The organism is Thalassospira povalilytica, from assembly GCF_002844235.1.
GTDB classification, from domain to species: domain Bacteria; phylum Pseudomonadota; class Alphaproteobacteria; order Rhodospirillales; family Thalassospiraceae; genus Thalassospira; species Thalassospira povalilytica.
Genome location: NZ_PGTS01000003.1, coordinates 148621 through 168223, shown reverse-complemented (window position 1 = coordinate 168223; position 19603 = coordinate 148621). Strand labels below are relative to the sequence as shown.

The following is a 19603-nucleotide window of genomic DNA, read 5'->3' as shown; positions in this document are numbered from 1 at the left end:
ATCGGATACTGATCCTTGGTTCTGTCTATATCGGTTCTTTCAAAACGCACCGCACTATTTGCGCGCGTTTCTGACCCCGTTTGCAAGTTCGCGCACAAGGCCGGTAACCATAGAGGCGGTCTTATCGGTGGCCTTGCCGTTTTCGTCAAGACTTTCGGCAATTTTTGATACGATTGCGGACCCGACCACAGCTGCATCTGCCTGCCGGGCAACATCAGCAGCCTGTTGAGCGGTTTTGATGCCAAAGCCCACAGCAATCGGAAGATCGGTATGGCGACGCAGGCGTCCCATTGCTTCGACAATCTGATCATTGCTGGCCGATCCGGCACCGGTAACACCCGCAACCGATACATAATAAACAAAGCCGGACGTATTCTGAACAAGTTTCGGAAGGCGCTTGTCATCCGAGGTCGGCGTGGTCAGGCGGATGAATGAAAGACCCTTTTCCACGGTCGGAACGCACAGTTCGGCGTCTTCTTCGGGCGGAAGATCCACCACAATCAGGCCATCAACCCCGGCATTGCGCGCATCTTCAAGGAATTCCGCAACGCCATAGATATAGATCGGGTTGTAATAGCCCATCAGAATGATCGGCGTTTCGTGATCAAGATCGCGGAAGCCACGCACAAGCGACAGGGTCTTGCGCATGTGCATGCCTGCGGCCAATGCACGGTTCGATGCTTCCTGGATGGCGGGGCCATCGGCCATCGGATCGGTAAACGGCATACCCAGTTCGATAATGTCGGCACCTGCTTCAGGCAGGGATTTCAGGATTTCGAACGATGCCTCGGGATCGGGGTCACCCGCGGTGATAAAGGTTACAAGACCCGCGCGGCCTTCTTCCTTGAGCTTGGCAAAACGTTTGGCGATGCGGTCCTGGCCGCCGATGATAGCGTCGCTCACAACTTAACTCCCAGTGCTTCGGCCACGGTAAAGATGTCCTTGTCACCCCGGCCACTCAGACACATGAGGATGATCTTGTCCTTGCCCATCTTGGGCGCTTCCTTGACGATTTGCGCGATCGCGTGGCTGCATTCCAGCGCCGGAATGATGCCTTCGAGCTCCGAACAAAGTTTAAAGGCATCAAGGGCCTCTGTGTCGGTGATCGGTTCATAGCGCGCCCGACCGATATCCTTGAGCCAGCTGTGCTCCGGCCCGATGCCCGGATAATCCAGACCCGCCGAAATCGAGTCGGCTTCCTTGATCTGGCCATCGTCATCCATCAGCAAATAGGTGCGGTTGCCATGCAGCACGCCCGGCTTGCCGGCCGACAGGCTGGCGGCATGTTTGCCGGTATGAACACCGTGACCAGCGGCCTCGACACCAACCACCTCGACACCCTTGTCATCAAGGAACGGATGGAACAGGCCGATGGCGTTCGATCCGCCACCGACAGCGGCAATCACCTGATCGGGCAGGCGTCCTTCGGCTTCAAGGATCTGTTCCTTGGCCTCGTTGCCAATCACCGACTGGAAATCACGAACCAGTTCCGGATAGGGATGTGGGCCGGCTGCGGTGCCGATGATATAGAACGTATCTTCCACATTGGTCACCCAGTCACGAAGCGCCTCGTTCATTGCGTCTTTCAGCGAACGGGAACCCGAAACGACCGGTTTGACTTCAGCACCGAGCAAACGCATGCGGAAGACGTTGGGCGACTGGCGTTCAATGTCCTTGGAGCCCATATAAACCGTGCAGGGCAGGCCGAAACGCGCGCAAACCGTTGCGGTTGCAACGCCGTGCTGTCCGGCACCGGTTTCGGCGATGATGCGGGTCTTGCCCATGCGTTTGGCCAAAAGAATCTGGCCGATACAGTTATTGATCTTGTGCGCGCCGGTATGGTTCAAATCCTCGCGCTTGAAATAGATCTTTGCACCGCCGAGTTCCTCGGTCAGGCGTTCGGCGAAATAAAGCGGGTTCGCACGGCCAACATAATGACGGAGATAATAATCCATCTCCTTCTTGAAGGCGGGGTCGCTTTTGGCGTCTTTATAGGCCTGTTCCAGCTCAAGGATCAGCGGCATCAGGGTTTCGGCGACAAAACGACCGCCGAAATTGCCGAAATGTCCATCCGGGTCCGGCAGCGCGCGGTAACTGTTGAGCGTGGGCGATGAAGACGTCATGAAAGTTCCCCGTGGATTTGGCCGTGATGGCGTTCACGACAGCATAGGCAGGCGAAAGGGTGTCAATCCGCGAAAGCCTGCGACAGATAGGGGGCGGTTGGCCCCCGCGCAATGCTTGTACTCACGAACGCGTGGTGCGGATCAATGTGCTGCGTGATCAGCCTGGGATTTGTCGAAGATGTATTTTTTCGAGCAGTACGGGCAGACCACCTCGCCCTTGTCCTCGAGATTGAGGTAAACCGTCGGGTGACCAAGGTGGCCTTTACCGCCGTCGCAGGCAACATTGAGGGTGCCGACTTTGATTTCTTCGGTGATCTTCATATATCCAGTTCCAAGTTTGCCTGTTTCAGGCTTGTGTGACCATCGGGATTGGCCGCGTGCTGTGCTCAGCATTGACCCCGGTTTCCCGGGAATGATACCGATTGGGCATATTCAATCAATACTTCCGCATCGCATGGCGCCCCATCGTCTTAGCGCAAACCGGCGACGTGGAAAAGAGTGGAGATCACTGACTTATGACTGCAATGCCCGACTATGCCATCGAAGTCGAAGGGCTGACAAAGGTCTATACGGGATCAAATGGCGAAAAACTTGCCCTTGATAACGTATCCCTGAAAATTCCGCGCGGTTCGTTTTTTGCCCTTCTTGGGCCGAACGGCGCGGGAAAGTCGACTTTTATCAACATCCTGGCGGGACTGGTGACCAAAACCGGCGGGACCGCAAAAATCTGGGGCCATGATATCGAAGCCGAAATGCGTGCTGCACGCTGTTCGATCGGGATCGTGCCCCAGGAACTGAACCTTGATGCATTTTTCACCCCGCGTCAGGTGATGGAATTGCAGGCGGGCCTGTATGGCGTGCCAAAATCCGAACGCCGCACCGACGAAATCCTGGCTGCCCTTGGCCTGTCGGACAAGGCAGACTCGTACGCCCGGTCACTTTCGGGTGGCATGCGCCGTCGGCTTCTGGTGGGCAAGGCGATGGTTCATACCCCGCCGGTCCTGGTTCTTGACGAACCGACCGCCGGTGTCGATATCGAACTGCGTCAGCAGCTTTGGGCCTATGTCAAAGAACTGAACAAGGCCGGTGTGACGATTGTTCTGACCACGCATTATCTCGAAGAAGCCGAAGAACTGTGTGATGAAATCGCCATCATCAACAAGGGCAACGTGATCGCCCATGAAGACAAACGCAGCCTGCTGCGCCGGATCGATCACAAGACGCTTGTTCTGACCGTGAATAACGAACTGAATTCGGTCCCCGATGTCTTTGCCCAGTGGGGCGGGGAACTTAAATCCGAAAATCAGATCGCCCTTCATTATCGTCCCAGCAACACCCAGATGGCCGAAATCCTTCAGGCCGTTCAGGGCAGCGGGCTTGCGATCAAGGATCTGTCGACCGAGGAAGGCGACCTTGAAGACATCTTCCTGATGCTGACCCGCGATAATGACAAGCTTCGCGCTGGCAAAGCAGCCTGATCAGGATCAGGGGCATATCCCTGTTGGCCCGATTGCGCCATGAACCGACAAAACCCCGCAAAGGCTTGCGGGGTTTTTGTTTTTGGTCTTAGGGTCATGTTTGAAAACGGATTTTTGTCACGCATCTGGATGCCCCGTCCCATGTTTCGATCTTTGCTGCGTCTGAGTGCGGTTGTTCTTGTTTGTGCGGCGGGGCTAACCGGCTGCGCGCCGAAAATCGTCCCTGCCGGTCCGCCGGTTGCGCAGATATCGCTTGATGAAAACGTCTTTCGGGCCAGTGACGGGACGGCACTTCCATTACAACATTGGGGGGATATCGAAAACCCCGATGCGGTGATCCTTGCCCTGCACGGGATGGGGGATTACGCCAATGCGTTTATGGAACTGGGCGACGCACTTGGCCCGGCCGGGATTGCGATTTATGCCTTTGATCAACGCGGTTTCGGACGCAGTCCGTCCCGGCCGTTCTGGGCGGGGATCAGCAGTATGGTCAATGATGCCAGCGATGTGCTGAGCCTGTTGCGCGCCAGATATCGGCAAAAACCGGTTTATCTTCTGGGCAATTCGATGGGCGGGACGGTTGCAATCGTGACAGCTGCGACGCGCGGACATCTGATGGATGGTCTTGTTCTGGTGGCCCCGGCGGTCTGGAACCGTGATCGCATGCCCTGGTATCAGACGGCCCCGCTTGCCGTTATGTCGCACAGCTTGCCATGGTTGCCACTGACCGGTCGCGGGCTTGATATCTGGCCGTCGGACAATATCGAAATGCTTCGTCGTCTGTCGCGGGATCCGCACATGATGTCAGCGGTAAGGGTTGATCTGATTGCCGGGGTGGCCGATTTGATGGATCTGGCACGCGTTCGGGCATCCGACATCCGGGTTGCGACTTTGTTGCTGTCCGGCCAACAGGATCAGGTCATTCCGCCAGATGCGATTGATGCCCTTGATCGTGATTTGCGGGCCGCTGGCATGGCATCCTATCACTGGTGCCTGTATCAGGCCGGGTATCACATGTTGTTGCGTGATCTGAACGGGCCGGTGGTGATTGATGACATTCGCCGCTGGATCGCGGGCGGGGGTGGTGTTGAAAATTATTCCTGCATGCGATCTTGATTGCTTTTTGACCGCTGATCAGTGATCAGGTAGCATTTTTAATCGGTTGCAGAGCATTTCGCGGGTTGTCTAAACGTGTTGGAACCCCGATATGCCAGCAGTAAACGGAATTTCGGAGGATCAGGACCGCCATGCTAAGGACCATTCGGGCAAAGTTCCTGGGTGTCGCGGCCTTCTTTGTCGTTTGGCTGTTCGTGGCAACCGGTTTTTCGGTGATCCAGTCCCTTGGCATCAATGGTGATCTTGAAGCGGTGTCGCGCTATGTCACACCGGTCAAGGATGCGCTGTCGGATGTCCGTGCCCGCCAGCTTGAACAAATCTCGCTTCTGGATCGCTATATGCGGGTGGTCGAAAATGACGGACCGCATGCGCCGCTTCTCAATGGCATTGAAATCGAAATCAATGCCAAGCAAACCCAGATCGAACAGGCCTATCGCAAGACATTCACCTTTGCCGCCCTTGGTCGTGCACAGGCATCAGGCCATTTCGACAATGGTGTGTTGCTTGATCTTGATGTGCGCATGCGCGAATTCGCCGATGTCTCGGCACAATTCGCCCTTGGTGTCGAACGGTTGCTGGGGCGGGTGCGGGATGGTGATCTTCTTGATGCACAGCGTCAGGAAAACATTGTCCGCGGCCTTCATCGCAATATCGTTCTTGATCTGCGCAACGAAATTCTTCTGTTGGAAAAATATGCGGCCGATACGGTCGAAAGTGTTTCGCGCAGTGAAGATTTCCTGATCCAGGCCGAATTCATCATGATGCTGGCGGCGATCATCATCGGGGTGTCGCTGGCCTATTATCTGGCCCATGCGGTGGTGGTGGCCGTACGCCAGACCACCAATGCGCTTAATGGTATCCAGTCGGGCAAACTCGACACCAGCCTTGATTTCAAGGGCAAGGGCGATTTCGCCCGTCTTGCCGATGCCTTCAACCGGATGTCGCGTGAATTGCGCGTCCGTTTCCGGATGCGCGAACGGTTTGGCAAATATGTTGATCCCAAGGTCATCAACAATCTGATCAATCAGGAAACCGCGCTTGAAAACTCCGAAAAGCGCGTGATGACCGTCAGTGTTGTCAACCTGACCGGGTTTGACTGGCTGGCCGAACATACCCCGCCGGAAAAGCTGGTCGATTTCCTGAATGACTATCTGACCGCAATGACCGAACCGATCGCCAACCACAGCGGCATCATCGACAATTTTGTCGGGGACCGCGTGATCGGATTCTGGGGCCCGCCATTTTGCGGGGAAAATGCCCATGCCCGCCATGCCTGTCAGGCGGCGCTTGAACAGGTGGCGCGCTTTAACGCGCTCAAGACCAAATATGCCGACCTGATTGGCGATCACGGGCTTGATATCCGCATCGGCATTGCCACCGGCGAGGTGGTCGTCGGCTCCATCGGGACGGACAAGTCACGTGCCTATACCGTGGTGGGCGATTGCGTGAACTATGCCAACCGTCTGGAAAAGGCCAACCGTGTATATGGCACGCAAATTCTTGCCTCCCATGAAACGGCCAATATGGCAGCCGGCGAGATCGAAATGCGTGATCTTGATCATGTGGTGCTTCTGGGGACGGAACATGAAGTTTACCTCTATGAGGTGCTTGCCCTTGGCGGACAGCTTAGTGAGGAGCGTCGCGACTGGCGTTCCAAATATGAAACGGCGATGACCCATTACCGCGAAGGCGCGTTTGATCAGGCCAAGCCGCTTTATGAGGCCGTCCGTGAACTGGATGACAGCGACTTTGCCGCCCAGCTGATGATGAACCGGATGGAACGTCTGCAACGGCGTGAACAGGACCGTGAATGGAACGGGACCTGGGTTGTGCGCGATCCCTATGACCGGCGTGACGTTGAAAGCTGATTGCACTGCTTTGGGTGCAAGGTTACGTTAACCCGGCATGGTGATAATGCTGTAACGGCATGGGGGTCAAAAACCCTTGCCCGTTCGGGTCAAAACCTGTATCACCCATCGCACTCGGGCCACTTGATCCAGTCGTGGCCCCTATATTGCGCACCCGTAGCTCAGCTGGATAGAGCGTTGCCCTCCGAAGGCAAAGGCCACAGGTTCGAATCCTGTCGGGTGCGCCATTTCTCCCCAAAGAAGACCATCATCGCGTTGTTATCCGGTTTCCTGTTTTAGTGGGTGCCAAATCGTATCTGCGTCGTTAATCTCCCCTTTCTGTTTTTAACCAACGGGTACTCGAAAATGCGCGGATATCTCCACAACCTTTCTGGTCATGATGTACTGTTTTGTATGGCAGCACCGGCGGAATACGGGGATTTCCTCAAAGCGCGTTTTACGCCGCTGATGATCGGGGTTGGGCCGGTGGAGGCTGCGATTAATCTGACCGCGGCTTTGACCGAGCTTAAGCTTACCGATGATTTGCCCGATCTTGTTGTGACGCTGGGCTCGGCCGGGTCGCGGACATTGGAGCAGGCCGAGGTTTATCAGGCGATTTCCGTGTCTTACCGCGATATGGATGCGTCGGTTCTGGGGTTTGAAAAGGGCTGCACGCCGTTTGTGGATTTTCCGGCTGAAATTCCGATGAGCTTGCGCATTCCGGGTATCCCCGAAGCACGGCTTTCGACCGGGGCCAATGTGGTTTCGGGTGCGGCCTATGACGTGATTGATGCCGATATGGTCGATATGGAAAGCTTTGCCATCCTGCGGGCCTGCCACAAATTTGATGTGCCGCTGATCGGGCTTCGCGGCATTTCAGATGGCAAGGAAGAGCTTGAGAAACTTTCGGACTGGACGGCCTATCTGCATGTGATTGACGAAAAGCTGGCCGTTGCGGTCGATGCCCTGAAGACCGGGCTTGAAAATGGCGAGATCAGCATTCCCAAACGCTGATCCCGCCCGTTTTTCAACAATTCATATTTTCGTTTCGATTACGAACCAGACCGGATTTGATCAAGGGTCTTGATCGGGGTCAGGGCCTGCGGATCAACCTGGACCTCGATGATGGCGGGTTTGCCACTGGCAACCGCGCGGTCAAAGGCCGGGCCGAAATCCTCGGTCCGTGTGACGGTTTCGCCGTGTCCGCCAAAGGCCACGGCATAGGCGGCGAAATCCGGATTATGCAGTTCGGTGCCCGAGACGCGTCCGGGATAGTTGCGTTCCTGATGCATGCGGATGGTGCCGAACATGCCGTTATTGACCACAATCGTGATGATATTGGCTCCGTATTGAACGGCGGTGGCAAATTCCTGTCCATGCATCAAAAAGCATCCGTCACCAGCAAGGCAGACGACGGTGCGATCCGGATGGGCAAGCTTGGCTGATACCGATGCCGGAAGGCCATAACCCATCGACCCCGACGTTGGCGCCAGTTCGGTGCGATAGTCGCGATAACGGAAGAACCGGTGCAGGAAGGCGGCGTAATTGCCCGCGCCATTGGTAACAATGGCATTATCGGGCAGTTTTTCGCGAAGTTCGGCAACCACATGGGCCATCTTCACATCGCCCGGCGTATCAAGCGGGGTGGAAAAGGCGATGTAATGGGCGTGTGCGGTTTCGATCATCGCGTCACGGGCAGAACCATCGACCGGTTCCATCATCGCAATGGCGCGCAGGAAGGATCGTTGTGACGCGTTGATCGCGATATCGGGGCGGTAAACCCGGCCCAGTTCATCGGGTCCGGCATAGACATGGACCAGTTTCTGTTTCGGACAGGGGATATCAAGCAGGCTATAGCCGCTGCTGGTCATTTCCCCCATGCGTGATCCGACCAGAATCACCAGATCACTTTCGCGAATGAATTCTGCCAGCTTGGGATTAATGCCAATGCCGACATCGCCAATGAAATGGGAATGCGTGTTGGGAATGTAATCCTGACAACGGAAGCTGGTGGCAATTGCAACATTGTTACGAAGTGCAAACGATTTAAGGTTTTCAGTCGCCTCACGGGTCCAGCCGCCACCTCCAACGATCATGATCGGCTGTTTGGCCTTGGACAGGGTATCGCGGAAACGCGCGACATCTTCGGGGGCGGTTTTGGCCTCGATCGGGACATAGGGTTTGGCGTCCGCGACCTCGGCACTTGATGACAGCATGTCTTCGGGCAGGGCCAGAACAACCGGTCCGGGGCGACCCGATGTCGCGATGTGATAGGCGTGGCTGATATATTCCGGGATGCGGTTGATGTCATCAATCTGGCCGACCCATTTGGCAAGCGGTTCGAACATCTTGCGATAATCGACTTCCTGGAACGCTTCGCGATCGACCATGTCACGCCCGATCTGCCCGACCAGCAGGATCATCGGTGTGCTGTCCTGATGGGCGACATGCACACCCGCCGATGCGTTGGTGGCACCGGGGCCGCGCGTGACCATGCAGATGCCGGGCTTTCCGGTCAGTTTGCCATAGGCCTCTGCCATGATGGCGGCACCGCCTTCCTGACGGCAGATGACGGGATCAATGGCGGGATGATCCACCAGACCATCCAGAACCGCCAGATAGCTTTCGCCAGGCACCAGAAAGACGCGTTCCGCGCCATGCAGGGCCAATTGATCAACCAGAATACGACCGCCGTGACGCAGTTGGCGATTTTCCGTTTTCCCGGACATGTATGAAGAACTCCGTATGGTGGGGCAAAATACGTGATTTGCGTTGTTCATTTTTGGCGCGGTGGATGCGCAAATGCGATTTCATCACGAATTCAGGGCCAAGGTAAAGGTGTCAGCGCGATCAATTGGCGGAAAATCGAACATCGGGTTTAACGGTTCTAAAAGCTGGCTTTTTGCCAGCACGGGCACAGCATGATGTTCTGCGGGAATGCGGCATTGCAGCATTAGATTTGCAAAAACTGAAACTCCCGTTTGACAAGTTGGAAATTATTGTTACCGTTATGTTGTCCTTCGGGGCGGAATTTATCAAATAGCGGCAACAAATCGCCGCATGCCAATCAAGGCCTGCTGTTTCTTTGCACTGCAAAGAAGCGCGGGTTTTTTTTGTTTTAGGGGCTTTTAGTTTTGGGCGAGACGCATTCCAACCCGGTTTACCGGGTCGGCTTTCTGTATTCCGTGACCGGACCGTACCGGACCATCGCGCAGGATCTTTATGATGGCGCGCGCATGGCCCTGGACGAGGTCAATAACGACTCTGCCTTTGCATTTCGCTTGGTGCCGGAATTTCGCGATCCGGCCGGTGTGCCTGAACGTTATACCGAATTTTGCGACAGTCTGATCCGGCGCGACGGGTGCAAACATATCATCGGCACTATCACGTCGCTGGCGCGCAAGGAAGTGCTGCCCACTGTCGAAAAATTTGACGCCTTGTTGTGGTATCCGTGCCCGTATGAAGGTTTCGAATGCAGCGAAAATGTCATCTATACCGGGGCCAATCCCAATCAGCATATCCTGCCGCTGTTTGAACATGTTGTTCCGAAATTCGGGCGACGGGTCTATCTGACCGGGTCGAACTATATCTGGGGCTGGGAAACCAACCGTATCGGGCGCGAACTGATTCAGGCCTGCAATGGTGAAGTGCTCGGCGAAAAGTACCTGCCGATCGACAGTGTCGATGTCGACCACATCATCGAAGATATCAAGGCCAAGAAGCCCGACTTCATCCTTAATAACCTGATTGGCAATTCAAGCTATGCGCTGTTTCGCGCCTATCAGAAACTGGGTCAGGAAGATCCGGAATTTGCCGCTGCCAAACGCCCGATCGTCAGTTGCAATCTGACGGAATGCGAATTGGGCCAGCTTGGCGAAGCGGGGATCGGGCATCTGAGTACGGCGATCTATTTCGCCAACCAGACCGATGCCGAAAACACCGAATGGCTGGCCAGATTCCATGAATTTGCCGGGGCGGATCGCATTCCGTCGGCCTTTGTCGCCCAGGGATATGCCACGGTCAAAATGCTGGCCCAGTCGATCCGGCGGGCCGGGAATGATGATGTTCCTGCAGTGCGCCATCACCTGATGCGCAAACCGGTACAGACACCGTTTGGCATGGTTCAGATCGATGCGACCAACAATCATGCCGCCCTGACCCCGCTGATTGGCGAGATCGGCGAAGCGGGCTGGTTCAAGATCGTGTCGCGCGCGGATCATGCGGTCGTGCCCGATCCCTATCTTGTGCATTTTGATGCCGATGATTTCCGGCGCAAGGTCGGCAAACCCGGTGCAGGCAATTTGCGGGTGGTCAGCTGATGAAACGCACCAATCGTATTCCGAACTTCCGAGGTTGGCATGTCTGGGTCCTGCACCGTCCAAGTGCGGCGATCGATCCGTTATTGCGCCATCTGGAACGTCTCGGGATGACGGTTGACCGCTATTGGCCGGAATTGCCGCGCGGCGATGATGCCAATGTGAAGGCGGCCGATATCCTGTTTTTCGATGCCGATATGGGGATGGATGAACAGTTTCCCTGGACGCCTGATCAGACCCCGATGCCAAGTGTCGCCCTGATCGGGTCGGAAGCACCGGGGCGTCTTGAATGGGTTCTGAGCCGTCAAAGCGGGGCCCATTTGCAAAAGCCGGTTTCAACAGCCGGTGTTTTCAGTGCGGCGGTTCTGGCGGTTCATGCCTTTGAACAGCAACAGAAATTGCGGGCTGAGATTTGTGAATTGCGCAGGCGGCTGAAACTGCGTCCGGTCGTGGCCAAGGTGCTGATGACCGTGATGCTCAGCCACAATATCGACGAGCACGGCGCCCTTAAGGCGATCCGCGCCGAAGCGATGAAAAAACAACAAACGATCGAAGACTATTGCGCGGCAATCGTTGCGTCGGGCCGGACCGGTTCGGGCGACGGTGCACCGATTGTCACGAACTAACGAGACAGGGTGGGTATGCTTGTTCTTGCCGAACTGGCCAAAAGAAAACTGGCGCTTCTGGGGCTGATCATCATCGTGGTGATCGCGGGTTCAGCCCTGCTTGCGCCGTGGATCGCGCCATATGATCCGCAAAACCAGATGTTTGACGGTCTGACCATCGAAGGCGCGCCGATGCCGCCCGGCGGGCAGTTCTTGCTGGGAACCGATTTACTTGGCCGTGATTTGCTGTCCCGTCTGATGTATGGGGCACAGACATCGCTGATCATCGGGATTGTCGCAAACGGGGCGGCGGTCCTGATCGGTGCCCTTGTTGGTGTCACGGCCGGGTTTTTCCGGGGCTGGATCGGGACCATCCTGATGCGGGCAACCGATCTGATGATGGCGTTTCCCGCCCTGTTGCTGGCGATTGTGCTGGCGGCAATTTTCAAACCCAGCCTGTGGATTGTTGCCATGGTGATTGCCATGGTCAACTGGGTCCAGGTTGCACGCGTGATCTATACCGAAACCCGGTCCCTGTCCGAGCGCGAATTCATCGAGGCCGAATGGGGCATCGGGGCCAGCCGGTTCCGTATTCTTTTCAAACATATGTTGCCGCATCTGTTGTCGACCATGGTGGTGTGGGCAACCCTTGGAATTGCGACCACGGTGCTGCTTGAAGCGACCCTTTCCTATCTTGGTGTCGGGGTGCAGCCGCCAACGCCGAGCTGGGGCAACATCATCTTTGAAAACCAGACCTATTTTACCTCGGCCCCGTGGCTGGTGTTCTTCCCGGGTATTGCGATCATTCTTCTGGCACTGGCCTTCAATCTGGTGGGTGACGCCCTTCGTGACATTCTTGATCCGACTCAGAAGGGGCGCCACTGATGATTGCCTATATTCTTCGCCGTCTTGTCCAGGCCATCCTGATCCTTCTGGGCGTCAGTATCGTGACCTATGCGTTGCTTTACATGCTGCCGGCCGATCCGGCGCGCCAGATTGCCGGGCGTTCGGCAACCGCGGAAACGGTTGCCAATATCCGCGAACAGCTTGGCCTTAACCTGCCATTCTATGAGCAATATCTGCGCTATCTGGGCAATCTTCTGACCGGTGATTTCGGTCGGTCCTATCTGCAAAAGACCGAGGTTGGCGAACTGATTGCGGCCCGTCTTCCGGCGACCCTTTTGCTGATGGCCGGTGCGATTTTCTGTGAACTTCTGTTCGGGCTGACGGCCGGTGCAATCGGGGCGATCAAACGCAATACACCGCTTGATCGCGGTTTGATGGTGGCATCCTTTGTCGGGGTATCGGCACCGCAATTCGTGGTCGGCATTCTGATGCTGTATCTGTTTGCGGTGGTGCTCGGCTGGTTCCCGATTGGCGGGTACGGCACGTTTGCGCATCTGGTGTTGCCATCGGTCTCGATGGGGTTCCTCGGGGCGGGGTGGTATTCGCGCATGATGCGGTCATCGATGCTTGATGTTCTGCGTCAGGATTATGTGCGCACCGCGCGCGCCAAGGGCCTTGGACGTGCCCGGGTATTCTTTGTGCATGCATTCCCCAACGCGCTTTTGCCGATCATCGCGATGATCGGGATCGATATCGGCATGTTCATGAGCGGCATTGTCGTTGTCGAGTCCGTATTCGGCTGGCCGGGCATCGGTCAGCTGGCCTGGCAGGCCATTCAGCGGGTCGACATTCCGATCATCATGGGTGTGACGCTGGTGTCGGCCTGCGCCATCGTGCTGGGCAATCTATTGGCGGATTTGGTGGCGCCGTTCATCGACCCGCGTATCAAGCTGCGCTGATGCAAGACCAAAAGACGCAGCAAAATCAGGAAGGAAACTTATGGAAGTTTATAGTCACAGGGAGAATATCAACAATGTTTAGCAAAGCACTGAAAGGTGTTGCACTGGCAGCACTGATTGCCGGTGCCGGCATGACGACGGCGCACAACGCCGCTGCTGGCGAAGGCAACATCACCGTGACCTACAAGGACGATGTTTCGACCCTTGATCCGGCGATCGGCTATGACTGGCAGAACTGGTCGATGATCAAAAGCCTGTTTGACGGTCTGATGGATTACGAGCCGGGCACGACGACGCTCAAGCCTGATCTGGCAACCGGCTATACGGTTTCTGATGATGGTCTGACCTATACCTTTACGTTGCGCAAAGGGGTCAAATTCCACAATGGCCGCGAATTCAAGGCATCTGATGTCAAATACACCCTTGAACGCGTTGTAAATCCGAAAACCCAAAGCCCGGGTGCCGGTTTCTTTGAAACCATCAAGGGCTTTGCCGAAGAATCCGCGGGTGAAACCGAAAGCCTTTCGGGTGTTGAAGTTGTCGATGATTACACCGTCAAATTCACACTGAGCCAGCCCGATGCGGCCTTCCTGCATAAAATGGCGCTTAACTTTGCGCATATCGTGCCCAAGGAAGAAGTCGAAAAATGGGGTCAGGATTTCGGCAAACATCCGGTTGGTACCGGTGCCTTTGCCCTTGAAGACTGGACCCTTGGTCAGCATCTGATTTTCAAGGCCAATCCGGACTATCACATTGCCGGTATCCCGAAGCTTGATACCATTACGGTTGAAGTCGGTCAGGAACCGGTGGTCGCACTTCTGCGCTTGCAGCGTGGCGAAGTTGACATTGCCGGTGACGGCATTCCGCCGGCAAAGTTCCTCGAAGTCATGAATGACCCGGAATACAAGGATCTGGTTGTATCGGGTGAACAGCTTCATACCGGCTATATCACCCTGAATACCAACATTCCGCCATTCGACAATGTCAAGGTCCGTCAGGCCGTCAACATGGCGGTCAACAAGGATCGTATCGTTCGCGTAATCAATGGTCGTGCCGTTCCGGCCAACCAGCCATTGCCGCCGCTGATGCCTGGTTACAATACCGATTACAAGGGCTATGCCTTTGATCCGGAAAAGGCCAAATCCCTTCTGGCCGAAGCCGGTTTTGCTGATGGCGTTGAAACCACCCTGTTTGTTGCCAATACCGATCCGCAGCCGCGTATCGCCCAGGCCATCCAGCAGGATCTTTCGGCAATCGGCATGAAAGTCGAAATCAAGTCGCTGGCACAGGCAAACGTGATTGCCGCTGGTGGTGAAGCCGATCAGGCCCCGATGATCTGGTCGGGTGGCATGGCCTGGATTGCGGACTTCCCGGATCCGTCGAACTTCTATGGCCCGATTCTGGGTTGTGGCGGTGCGGTGCCGGGTGGCTGGAACTGGTCGTGGTACTGCAACGAGGAACTTGATGCCGAAGCATCAAAGGCCGATGCGCTTGCCGATCCGTCCCAGGCCGATACCCGCATTGATATGTGGCGCGACATCTTTACCAAAGTCATGGCCGACGCACCGTGGGTACCGGTGTTCAATGAACAGCGTTACACCATTCGTTCGCCGCGCCTTGTGGCCGATGACGCGATCCTCGTCGATCCGGTCCACATTCCTGTTCACTATGACTACATTGCGGTGAAATAAACATGTGCAAATGTGCGGATTACACGATCCACTCCGCGCACTGTCATCACGGGTGGGATCATTCGATCCCGCCCGCATTGACGGTCGCGCCCGGTACCACCATTGAATTTGAATGCGTCGACAGTGCCGCAGGCCAGTTCAATGCAAACAGTACGGTTGCGGATGTAACCGCACTGGATTTTTCCAAAATCAATCCGGTGTCCGGTCCTGTCTTTATTGACGGGGCAGAACCCGGTGACGCGGTCAAAATCACCATCGAAGGTTTCAAACCGTCGGGCTTTGGCTGGACGGCAAATATTCCGGGATTTGGTCTTTTGGCCGATCAGTTCGAAGACCCGGCCCTGCATATCTGGAAATATGATCCCGATACGCTGGCCCCGTCGCTGTTTTCCAAATACGGCAAAGTGCCGCTTAAACCGTTTGCCGGTACCATCGGCCTTGCACTGGCCGAACCGGGCCTGCATTCGGTCGTGCCGCCAAGGCGGGTTGGTGGCAATCTTGATATTCGCGATCTTGCCGCAGGGACCACACTTTATCTTCCGGTCGAGGTTGCCGGTGGCCTGTTTTCGATCGGCGATACCCATGCCGCACAGGGCGATGGTGAAGTTTGCGGAACGGCGATTGAAAGCCCGATGAACGCAACAGTGACCCTTGATCTGGTCAAGAATGCGCAGCTTGAATCGCCGCATTTCACCACGCCCGGTCCGGTGACCAGCCATCTCGACAGCAAGGGATATGAATGCACCACCGGGATCGGAAGTGATCTTATGACCGGTGCGCGAGATGCCGTACGTCGCATGGTGGACTGGCTGTGCAAGACACAGGGCATGTCGGCGGTCGACGCCTATATGCTGTGTTCGGTCTGTGGGGATCTGCGCATCAGTGAAATCGTTGATCAGCCCAACTGGGTTGTCTCGTTCTATTTCCCGCGCATCGTATTTGACTAAGACGACTTTTCGGGGCGGAGCGATCGAATTGTTCTGCCCCGGATTTTAAAATCAATAAATTACAGACTTTCTCAGGGTTGGCAGTATGACCGAACAGGGCAGTAAAGCGGTGGAAAAGATCCTTGAAGTACGCGATCTGGTGACACAGGTGGCGACACCAAGCGGCCCGAAAACCGTTGTCGATGGATTAAGCTTTGATCTTTGCCGTGGCGAGACACTGTGTATTGCCGGTGAATCGGGCAGTGGTAAATCCATGACGTCACTGTCGATCATGGGGCTTCTGCCCGAACCGATGGCACGGGTTGCGAGTGGTGAAATCCGCCTGAACGGCACCGATCTTCTGACCTTGTCTGAACGGGCCATGCGCGACATTCGCGGCAATAAAATCGCGATGATCTTTCAGGAACCGATGACATCGCTTAATCCGGTTCTGACGATCGGACGCCAATTGGGCGAAGCCATTTCAACCCATAATCCGATGCCTGGATCCCGGGTTCGGGCGCGTGCGCTTGAGGTTCTCAAACAGGTACGCATTTCCGAGCCGGAAAAGCGGCTTTCGCAATATCCCCATGAATTGTCAGGCGGCATGCGCCAGCGGGTAATGATCGCCATGGCACTTGCCTGTAATCCCGATGTTCTGATTGCGGACGAGCCGACCACGGCCCTTGATGTCACCATCCAGGCCCAGATTCTGGGACTGATGCGGGATCTGCAACGCGAAACCGGAACCGCGATCATTCTGATTACCCATGACATGGGTGTTGTTGCCGAAATGGCGGACCGCGTCATTGTCATGAACCAGGGCAAGGTGGTCGAAAGCGGTACTGTGACCGATGTGTTTGAAAAACCCGGTGATCCCTATACCCGCGGGCTTCTGGCCGCTGTGCCGCGACTGGGCGCCATGACCGGCACAGAAGGCCCGGCCAGCAGCGATGGCAAGGCGCTTGAACGCGGTTTGGCCAAACCCCTGGTATCGGTCAGGGACCTTACCGTGCGTTTCGATATTCGCGGCGGTCTTTTGCAGCGCGTGCAGAAACGCGTGCACGCGGTCGAACAGGTCAGTTTCGATATCTTTGCCGGTGAAACATTGTCGATTGTCGGTGAAAGCGGCTGTGGCAAATCGACAACCGGTCGGGCGTTGATGAACCTTATTCCCTGGCAGGGCGAAGTGGTGATTGACGGGCGCGAGATCGATGCCAATTCCCGCATCCAGACCCGTGAAGTTCGCCGCAATATCCAGATGATTTTTCAGGATCCCTATGCGTCCCTTGATCCGCGTATGACGGTCGGGGAACTGGTGGCCGAACCATTGGTAATCCATGGTCTGGCATCGGGATCGGAACTTGATGACCGGGTCGAATATCTGTTCAGGCGGGTCGGACTCCCAGCAGATGCGGCCAAACGGCATCCGCACGAATTTTCCGGTGGTCAGCGTCAGCGCATCTGTATTGCGCGCGCGCTCAGCCTGTCGCCCAAGGTGATCATTGCCGACGAATCGGTTTCGGCACTTGATGTATCGGTGCAGGCACAGGTTCTTGACCTTCTGGGGGAATTGCAGGCTGAAAGCGGGCTTTCATATCTGTTTATTTCGCACGATATGGCCGTGGTCGAACAGATCAGCCACCGGGTAGCCGTCATGTATATGGGGCAGATTGTTGAAATCGGGCCGCGTCAGGCAGTTTTTGAAAATCCGCAGCATCCCTATACCAAAAAACTGATGGCCGCCGTTCCAATCCCCGATCCGCGCAAACGTCGTCAGGATTTCAGCCTGATCACCGGCGAAGTTCCAAGTCCGGTTCACGGGCTGGATTACCAGCCGGAACTTGCCGATCTGCAACAGATCGCAGCCCATCATTTTGTCGCGAAATCAGCAATGGAAACGGCGGCATAGGAACAATCGCGGCAGCGGCATGGAAATCGGCGGGCGGATCAGAAATACCGTTCGGCGATCCGCACGATGTCACCGGGCATGACAATGGTTGCCAGATTGGCCGGGATTGAAACCCGTGCTGTATCATTACCGCGCAGGATTTCGATATCGTCCTCGTCCCCGCGATAGGTCATGCCCCTGCTAATCGCAATCGCATTTAAAACATTCATGCCCGGGACAAAGCTGTATGACCCGGGCTGATTGACTTCGCCAACGATGAAGAACGGGCGAAAGGCAACGACATCGACCGCAATATCGGGATGGCGCAAATAGCCGTCGAGATAGGCGTCATGAATGGCGGTGCGGGCCTGGCTGGTTGTCATGCCCCTTACAAAAACCGGCCCGATCAGTGCAAGGTTCAGTTTACCCTGTGCATCGATGCTGAATTCACCCGACAGGTCCGGCTCGCCAAATACCGTGACCCTGACCAGATCGCCGCTATCAAGCGAATAGATGGTTTGGGCGGCTCCGGAACGCGAAAGCGTGACGATCCCGACAAACATGATCAGCACAATCGCAAGCAATCGGGTTTGGGCTGTGACGGATGTGACAATGCCGGTCATTTACATCTCCAGCTTCAGGCTGATCTGGCTTTGCAGGCGTGCGTAATCTTCGCCGTTGCTGGTTGATTGGCGAATTTCGTGGCCAACGGTGCTGTTGATCCGGGCAAAGCGGTTCAGCTGATAATCAAGGTCAAGGCCGATCGAACGTACCCTGTCGGTGCGTGTGGTTTGTTGAAAGGCATCATTGCGATAACGGGCATTGGCGCCGATCTGTAACGTGCGCAGCAATTCATGGGTTACGCCGATGCCGGTTTCAAATGCCAGAATGCCGCTGGCACCTTGGACGGTGGTTTCGCGCACCGCCCGCGCAGCGGTAAATGAAAGGCTGGTCAGCCGGGTAACGGACCAGTCGATATCGGCCCGCAGCGTATAGTCATTGATATTGCCAAATGCCGGATCGACATAGCTTTGGCTCATCCAGCCAGCCGCAAGATCCGCCCGGATCAGGTCGGTCAAATCAAACCGCAGGCCACCATAAATCTGGTATCCGGCAGAATCGCGAACCCGCCCGCTATCATCGGGGGTTCTGTCATAATGCCGCTGATTAAGCGTGATTTCGCCATACGCTTCGCGTCCCGGATCAAATGGCATCACAGCGCGCAGGGTTTCACGGGTTTCAAGGCGGTCGCGATCGTCATTGCGGATCGCATTGCCATTGATGGCGGTACTGTCTTCGAAATCAAGCCGACGCAAAGACAACCGCGATTCATATTGCAAGCTGCTGGTGGCATATCGTCCGCCAATATGGGCGCGGACATCACGATAAATCACGGGTTCCCGTGCGCCAGTCGGGACATCATTGCTTCCGCGCGGGTCATGCTGACGATGCCATTCGATTGCGCCATCAACCGATGACGGGCCAAGATCAATGCTTCCGGCGGCCTTGGCCTCGGCATTCTGATAATTGTCCTGATCGGATTTGGCAAAAAATCCAAGCTCCCCGCCGATCGTCATATGCATACGAAAGAACGGCCAGTCGCCGCTCAGATGAAGGCGCGGGGCGATCGTGGTGATGACATCTGATTGCGCATTGTCATCAGATAAAAAGATGTTGTCGTCATGGGTTGCGCGGCTGGTGATTTCCGGGGCCAGAACAAACCGTCCAAGGCGCATATGGGTGTCATCTTGTGACCGGGTGGGTTTCTGACCGGATGACACGGCAGGTTGGGCAACAGAACGCGT

Annotated in this window: 17 protein-coding genes and 1 tRNA gene; 12 read left to right on the top strand and 6 right to left on the bottom strand. The window is 55.9% G+C overall.

The genetic code is table 11. The features are described from left to right. Positions 1-54: 54 nt before the first annotated feature. The 3 genes from trpA to CU041_RS09165 all read right to left on the bottom strand — a co-directional run bounded on the left by trpA (position 55) and on the right by CU041_RS09165 (position 2444). A complete protein-coding gene (trpA, locus tag CU041_RS09175; RefSeq protein WP_101246608.1) occupies positions 55-903 on the bottom strand; it encodes a tryptophan synthase subunit alpha in 849 nt (282 codons plus the stop codon). Further along, positions 900-2123 (bottom strand): tryptophan synthase subunit beta, encoded by a 1224-nt coding sequence (gene trpB, locus CU041_RS09170; protein WP_101246607.1) that lies wholly within the window; start codon positions 2121-2123, stop codon positions 900-902. The genes trpA and trpB overlap by 4 nt, the downstream gene beginning before the upstream one ends. Before the next feature lie 141 nt (positions 2124-2264). Beyond that, entirely contained in the window at positions 2265-2444 is a 180-nt protein-coding gene (locus CU041_RS09165) for a zinc-finger domain-containing protein (protein WP_101247009.1), read from the bottom strand. Positions 2445-2638: 194 nt separating this feature from the next. On the opposite strand from CU041_RS09165, the gene CU041_RS09160 reads away from it, so the two are divergent. The 5 genes from CU041_RS09160 to CU041_RS09140 all read left to right on the top strand — a co-directional run bounded on the left by CU041_RS09160 (position 2639) and on the right by CU041_RS09140 (position 7578). Continuing rightward, positions 2639-3601, top strand: coding sequence for an ABC transporter ATP-binding protein (locus CU041_RS09160; protein ID WP_101246606.1), 963 nt, complete (start codon positions 2639-2641; stop codon positions 3599-3601). A 141-nt stretch (positions 3602-3742) separates the two neighbouring features. Continuing rightward, positions 3743-4717, top strand: coding sequence for an alpha/beta hydrolase (locus CU041_RS09155; RefSeq protein ID WP_101247008.1), 975 nt, complete (start codon positions 3743-3745; stop codon positions 4715-4717). Between the two features lie 131 nt (positions 4718-4848). Continuing rightward, positions 4849-6585: an adenylate/guanylate cyclase domain-containing protein gene (locus CU041_RS09150; RefSeq protein WP_101246605.1), complete on the top strand. Its 1737-nt coding sequence runs from the start codon at positions 4849-4851 to the stop codon at positions 6583-6585. 150 nt (positions 6586-6735) lie between these two features. Continuing rightward, positions 6736-6812 (top strand) — tRNA-Arg (locus tag CU041_RS09145). Between the two features lie 118 nt (positions 6813-6930). Continuing rightward, positions 6931-7578 carry a 5'-methylthioadenosine/S-adenosylhomocysteine nucleosidase gene (locus CU041_RS09140; protein ID WP_101246604.1) on the top strand — a complete coding sequence of 216 codons (648 nt, stop codon included), beginning with the start codon at positions 6931-6933 and terminating at the stop codon, positions 7576-7578. 38 nt (positions 7579-7616) lie between these two features. Here the strand turns inward: CU041_RS09140 and CU041_RS09135 are convergent, their stop codons facing one another. Beyond that, positions 7617-9293, bottom strand: coding sequence for a thiamine pyrophosphate-binding protein (locus tag CU041_RS09135; RefSeq protein WP_101246603.1), 1677 nt, complete (start codon positions 9291-9293; stop codon positions 7617-7619). A gap of 405 nt (positions 9294-9698) precedes the next feature. Here CU041_RS09135 and CU041_RS09130 point away from each other — a divergent pair, with 405 nt between their 5' ends. The 7 genes from CU041_RS09130 to CU041_RS09100 all read left to right on the top strand — a co-directional run bounded on the left by CU041_RS09130 (position 9699) and on the right by CU041_RS09100 (position 17819). Continuing rightward, positions 9699-10883: a transporter substrate-binding domain-containing protein gene (locus tag CU041_RS09130; protein WP_101246602.1), complete on the top strand. Its 1185-nt coding sequence runs from the start codon at positions 9699-9701 to the stop codon at positions 10881-10883. Continuing rightward, the gene (locus CU041_RS09125) at positions 10883-11506 is read left to right on the top strand and encodes an ANTAR domain-containing response regulator (protein WP_101246601.1); all 624 of its coding nucleotides are present in this window, start codon (positions 10883-10885) and stop codon (positions 11504-11506) included. The genes CU041_RS09130 and CU041_RS09125 overlap by 1 nt, the downstream gene beginning before the upstream one ends. A gap of 15 nt (positions 11507-11521) precedes the next feature. Continuing rightward, positions 11522-12370, top strand: a complete 849-nt coding sequence (locus tag CU041_RS09120) for an ABC transporter permease (protein WP_101246600.1) — start codon at positions 11522-11524, stop codon at positions 12368-12370. Beyond that, positions 12370-13290, top strand: a complete 921-nt coding sequence (locus CU041_RS09115; protein ID WP_101246599.1) for an ABC transporter permease — start codon at positions 12370-12372, stop codon at positions 13288-13290. Before CU041_RS09120 ends, CU041_RS09115 begins: the two co-directional genes overlap by 1 nt. Before the next feature lie 74 nt (positions 13291-13364). Next, a complete protein-coding gene (locus tag CU041_RS09110) occupies positions 13365-14981 on the top strand; it encodes an ABC transporter substrate-binding protein (RefSeq protein ID WP_101246598.1) in 1617 nt (538 codons plus the stop codon). Positions 14982-14983: 2 nt separating this feature from the next. Continuing rightward, positions 14984-15928, top strand: a complete 945-nt coding sequence (locus CU041_RS09105; RefSeq protein WP_101246597.1) for an acetamidase/formamidase family protein — start codon at positions 14984-14986, stop codon at positions 15926-15928. An 85-nt stretch (positions 15929-16013) separates the two neighbouring features. Further along, positions 16014-17819 carry an ABC transporter ATP-binding protein gene (locus tag CU041_RS09100; protein WP_101246596.1) on the top strand — a complete coding sequence of 602 codons (1806 nt, stop codon included), beginning with the start codon at positions 16014-16016 and terminating at the stop codon, positions 17817-17819. A 38-nt stretch (positions 17820-17857) separates the two neighbouring features. Here the strand turns inward: CU041_RS09100 and CU041_RS09095 are convergent, their stop codons facing one another. Then, positions 17858-18421, bottom strand: a complete 564-nt coding sequence (locus tag CU041_RS09095; RefSeq protein WP_101246595.1) for a polysaccharide biosynthesis/export family protein — start codon at positions 18419-18421, stop codon at positions 17858-17860. Continuing rightward, complete coding sequence (locus CU041_RS09090) at positions 18422-19534, bottom strand: outer membrane beta-barrel protein (protein ID WP_170310188.1); 1113 nt, start codon at positions 19532-19534, stop codon at positions 18422-18424. It lies immediately after the preceding gene. Positions 19535-19603: the final 69 nt, after the last annotated feature.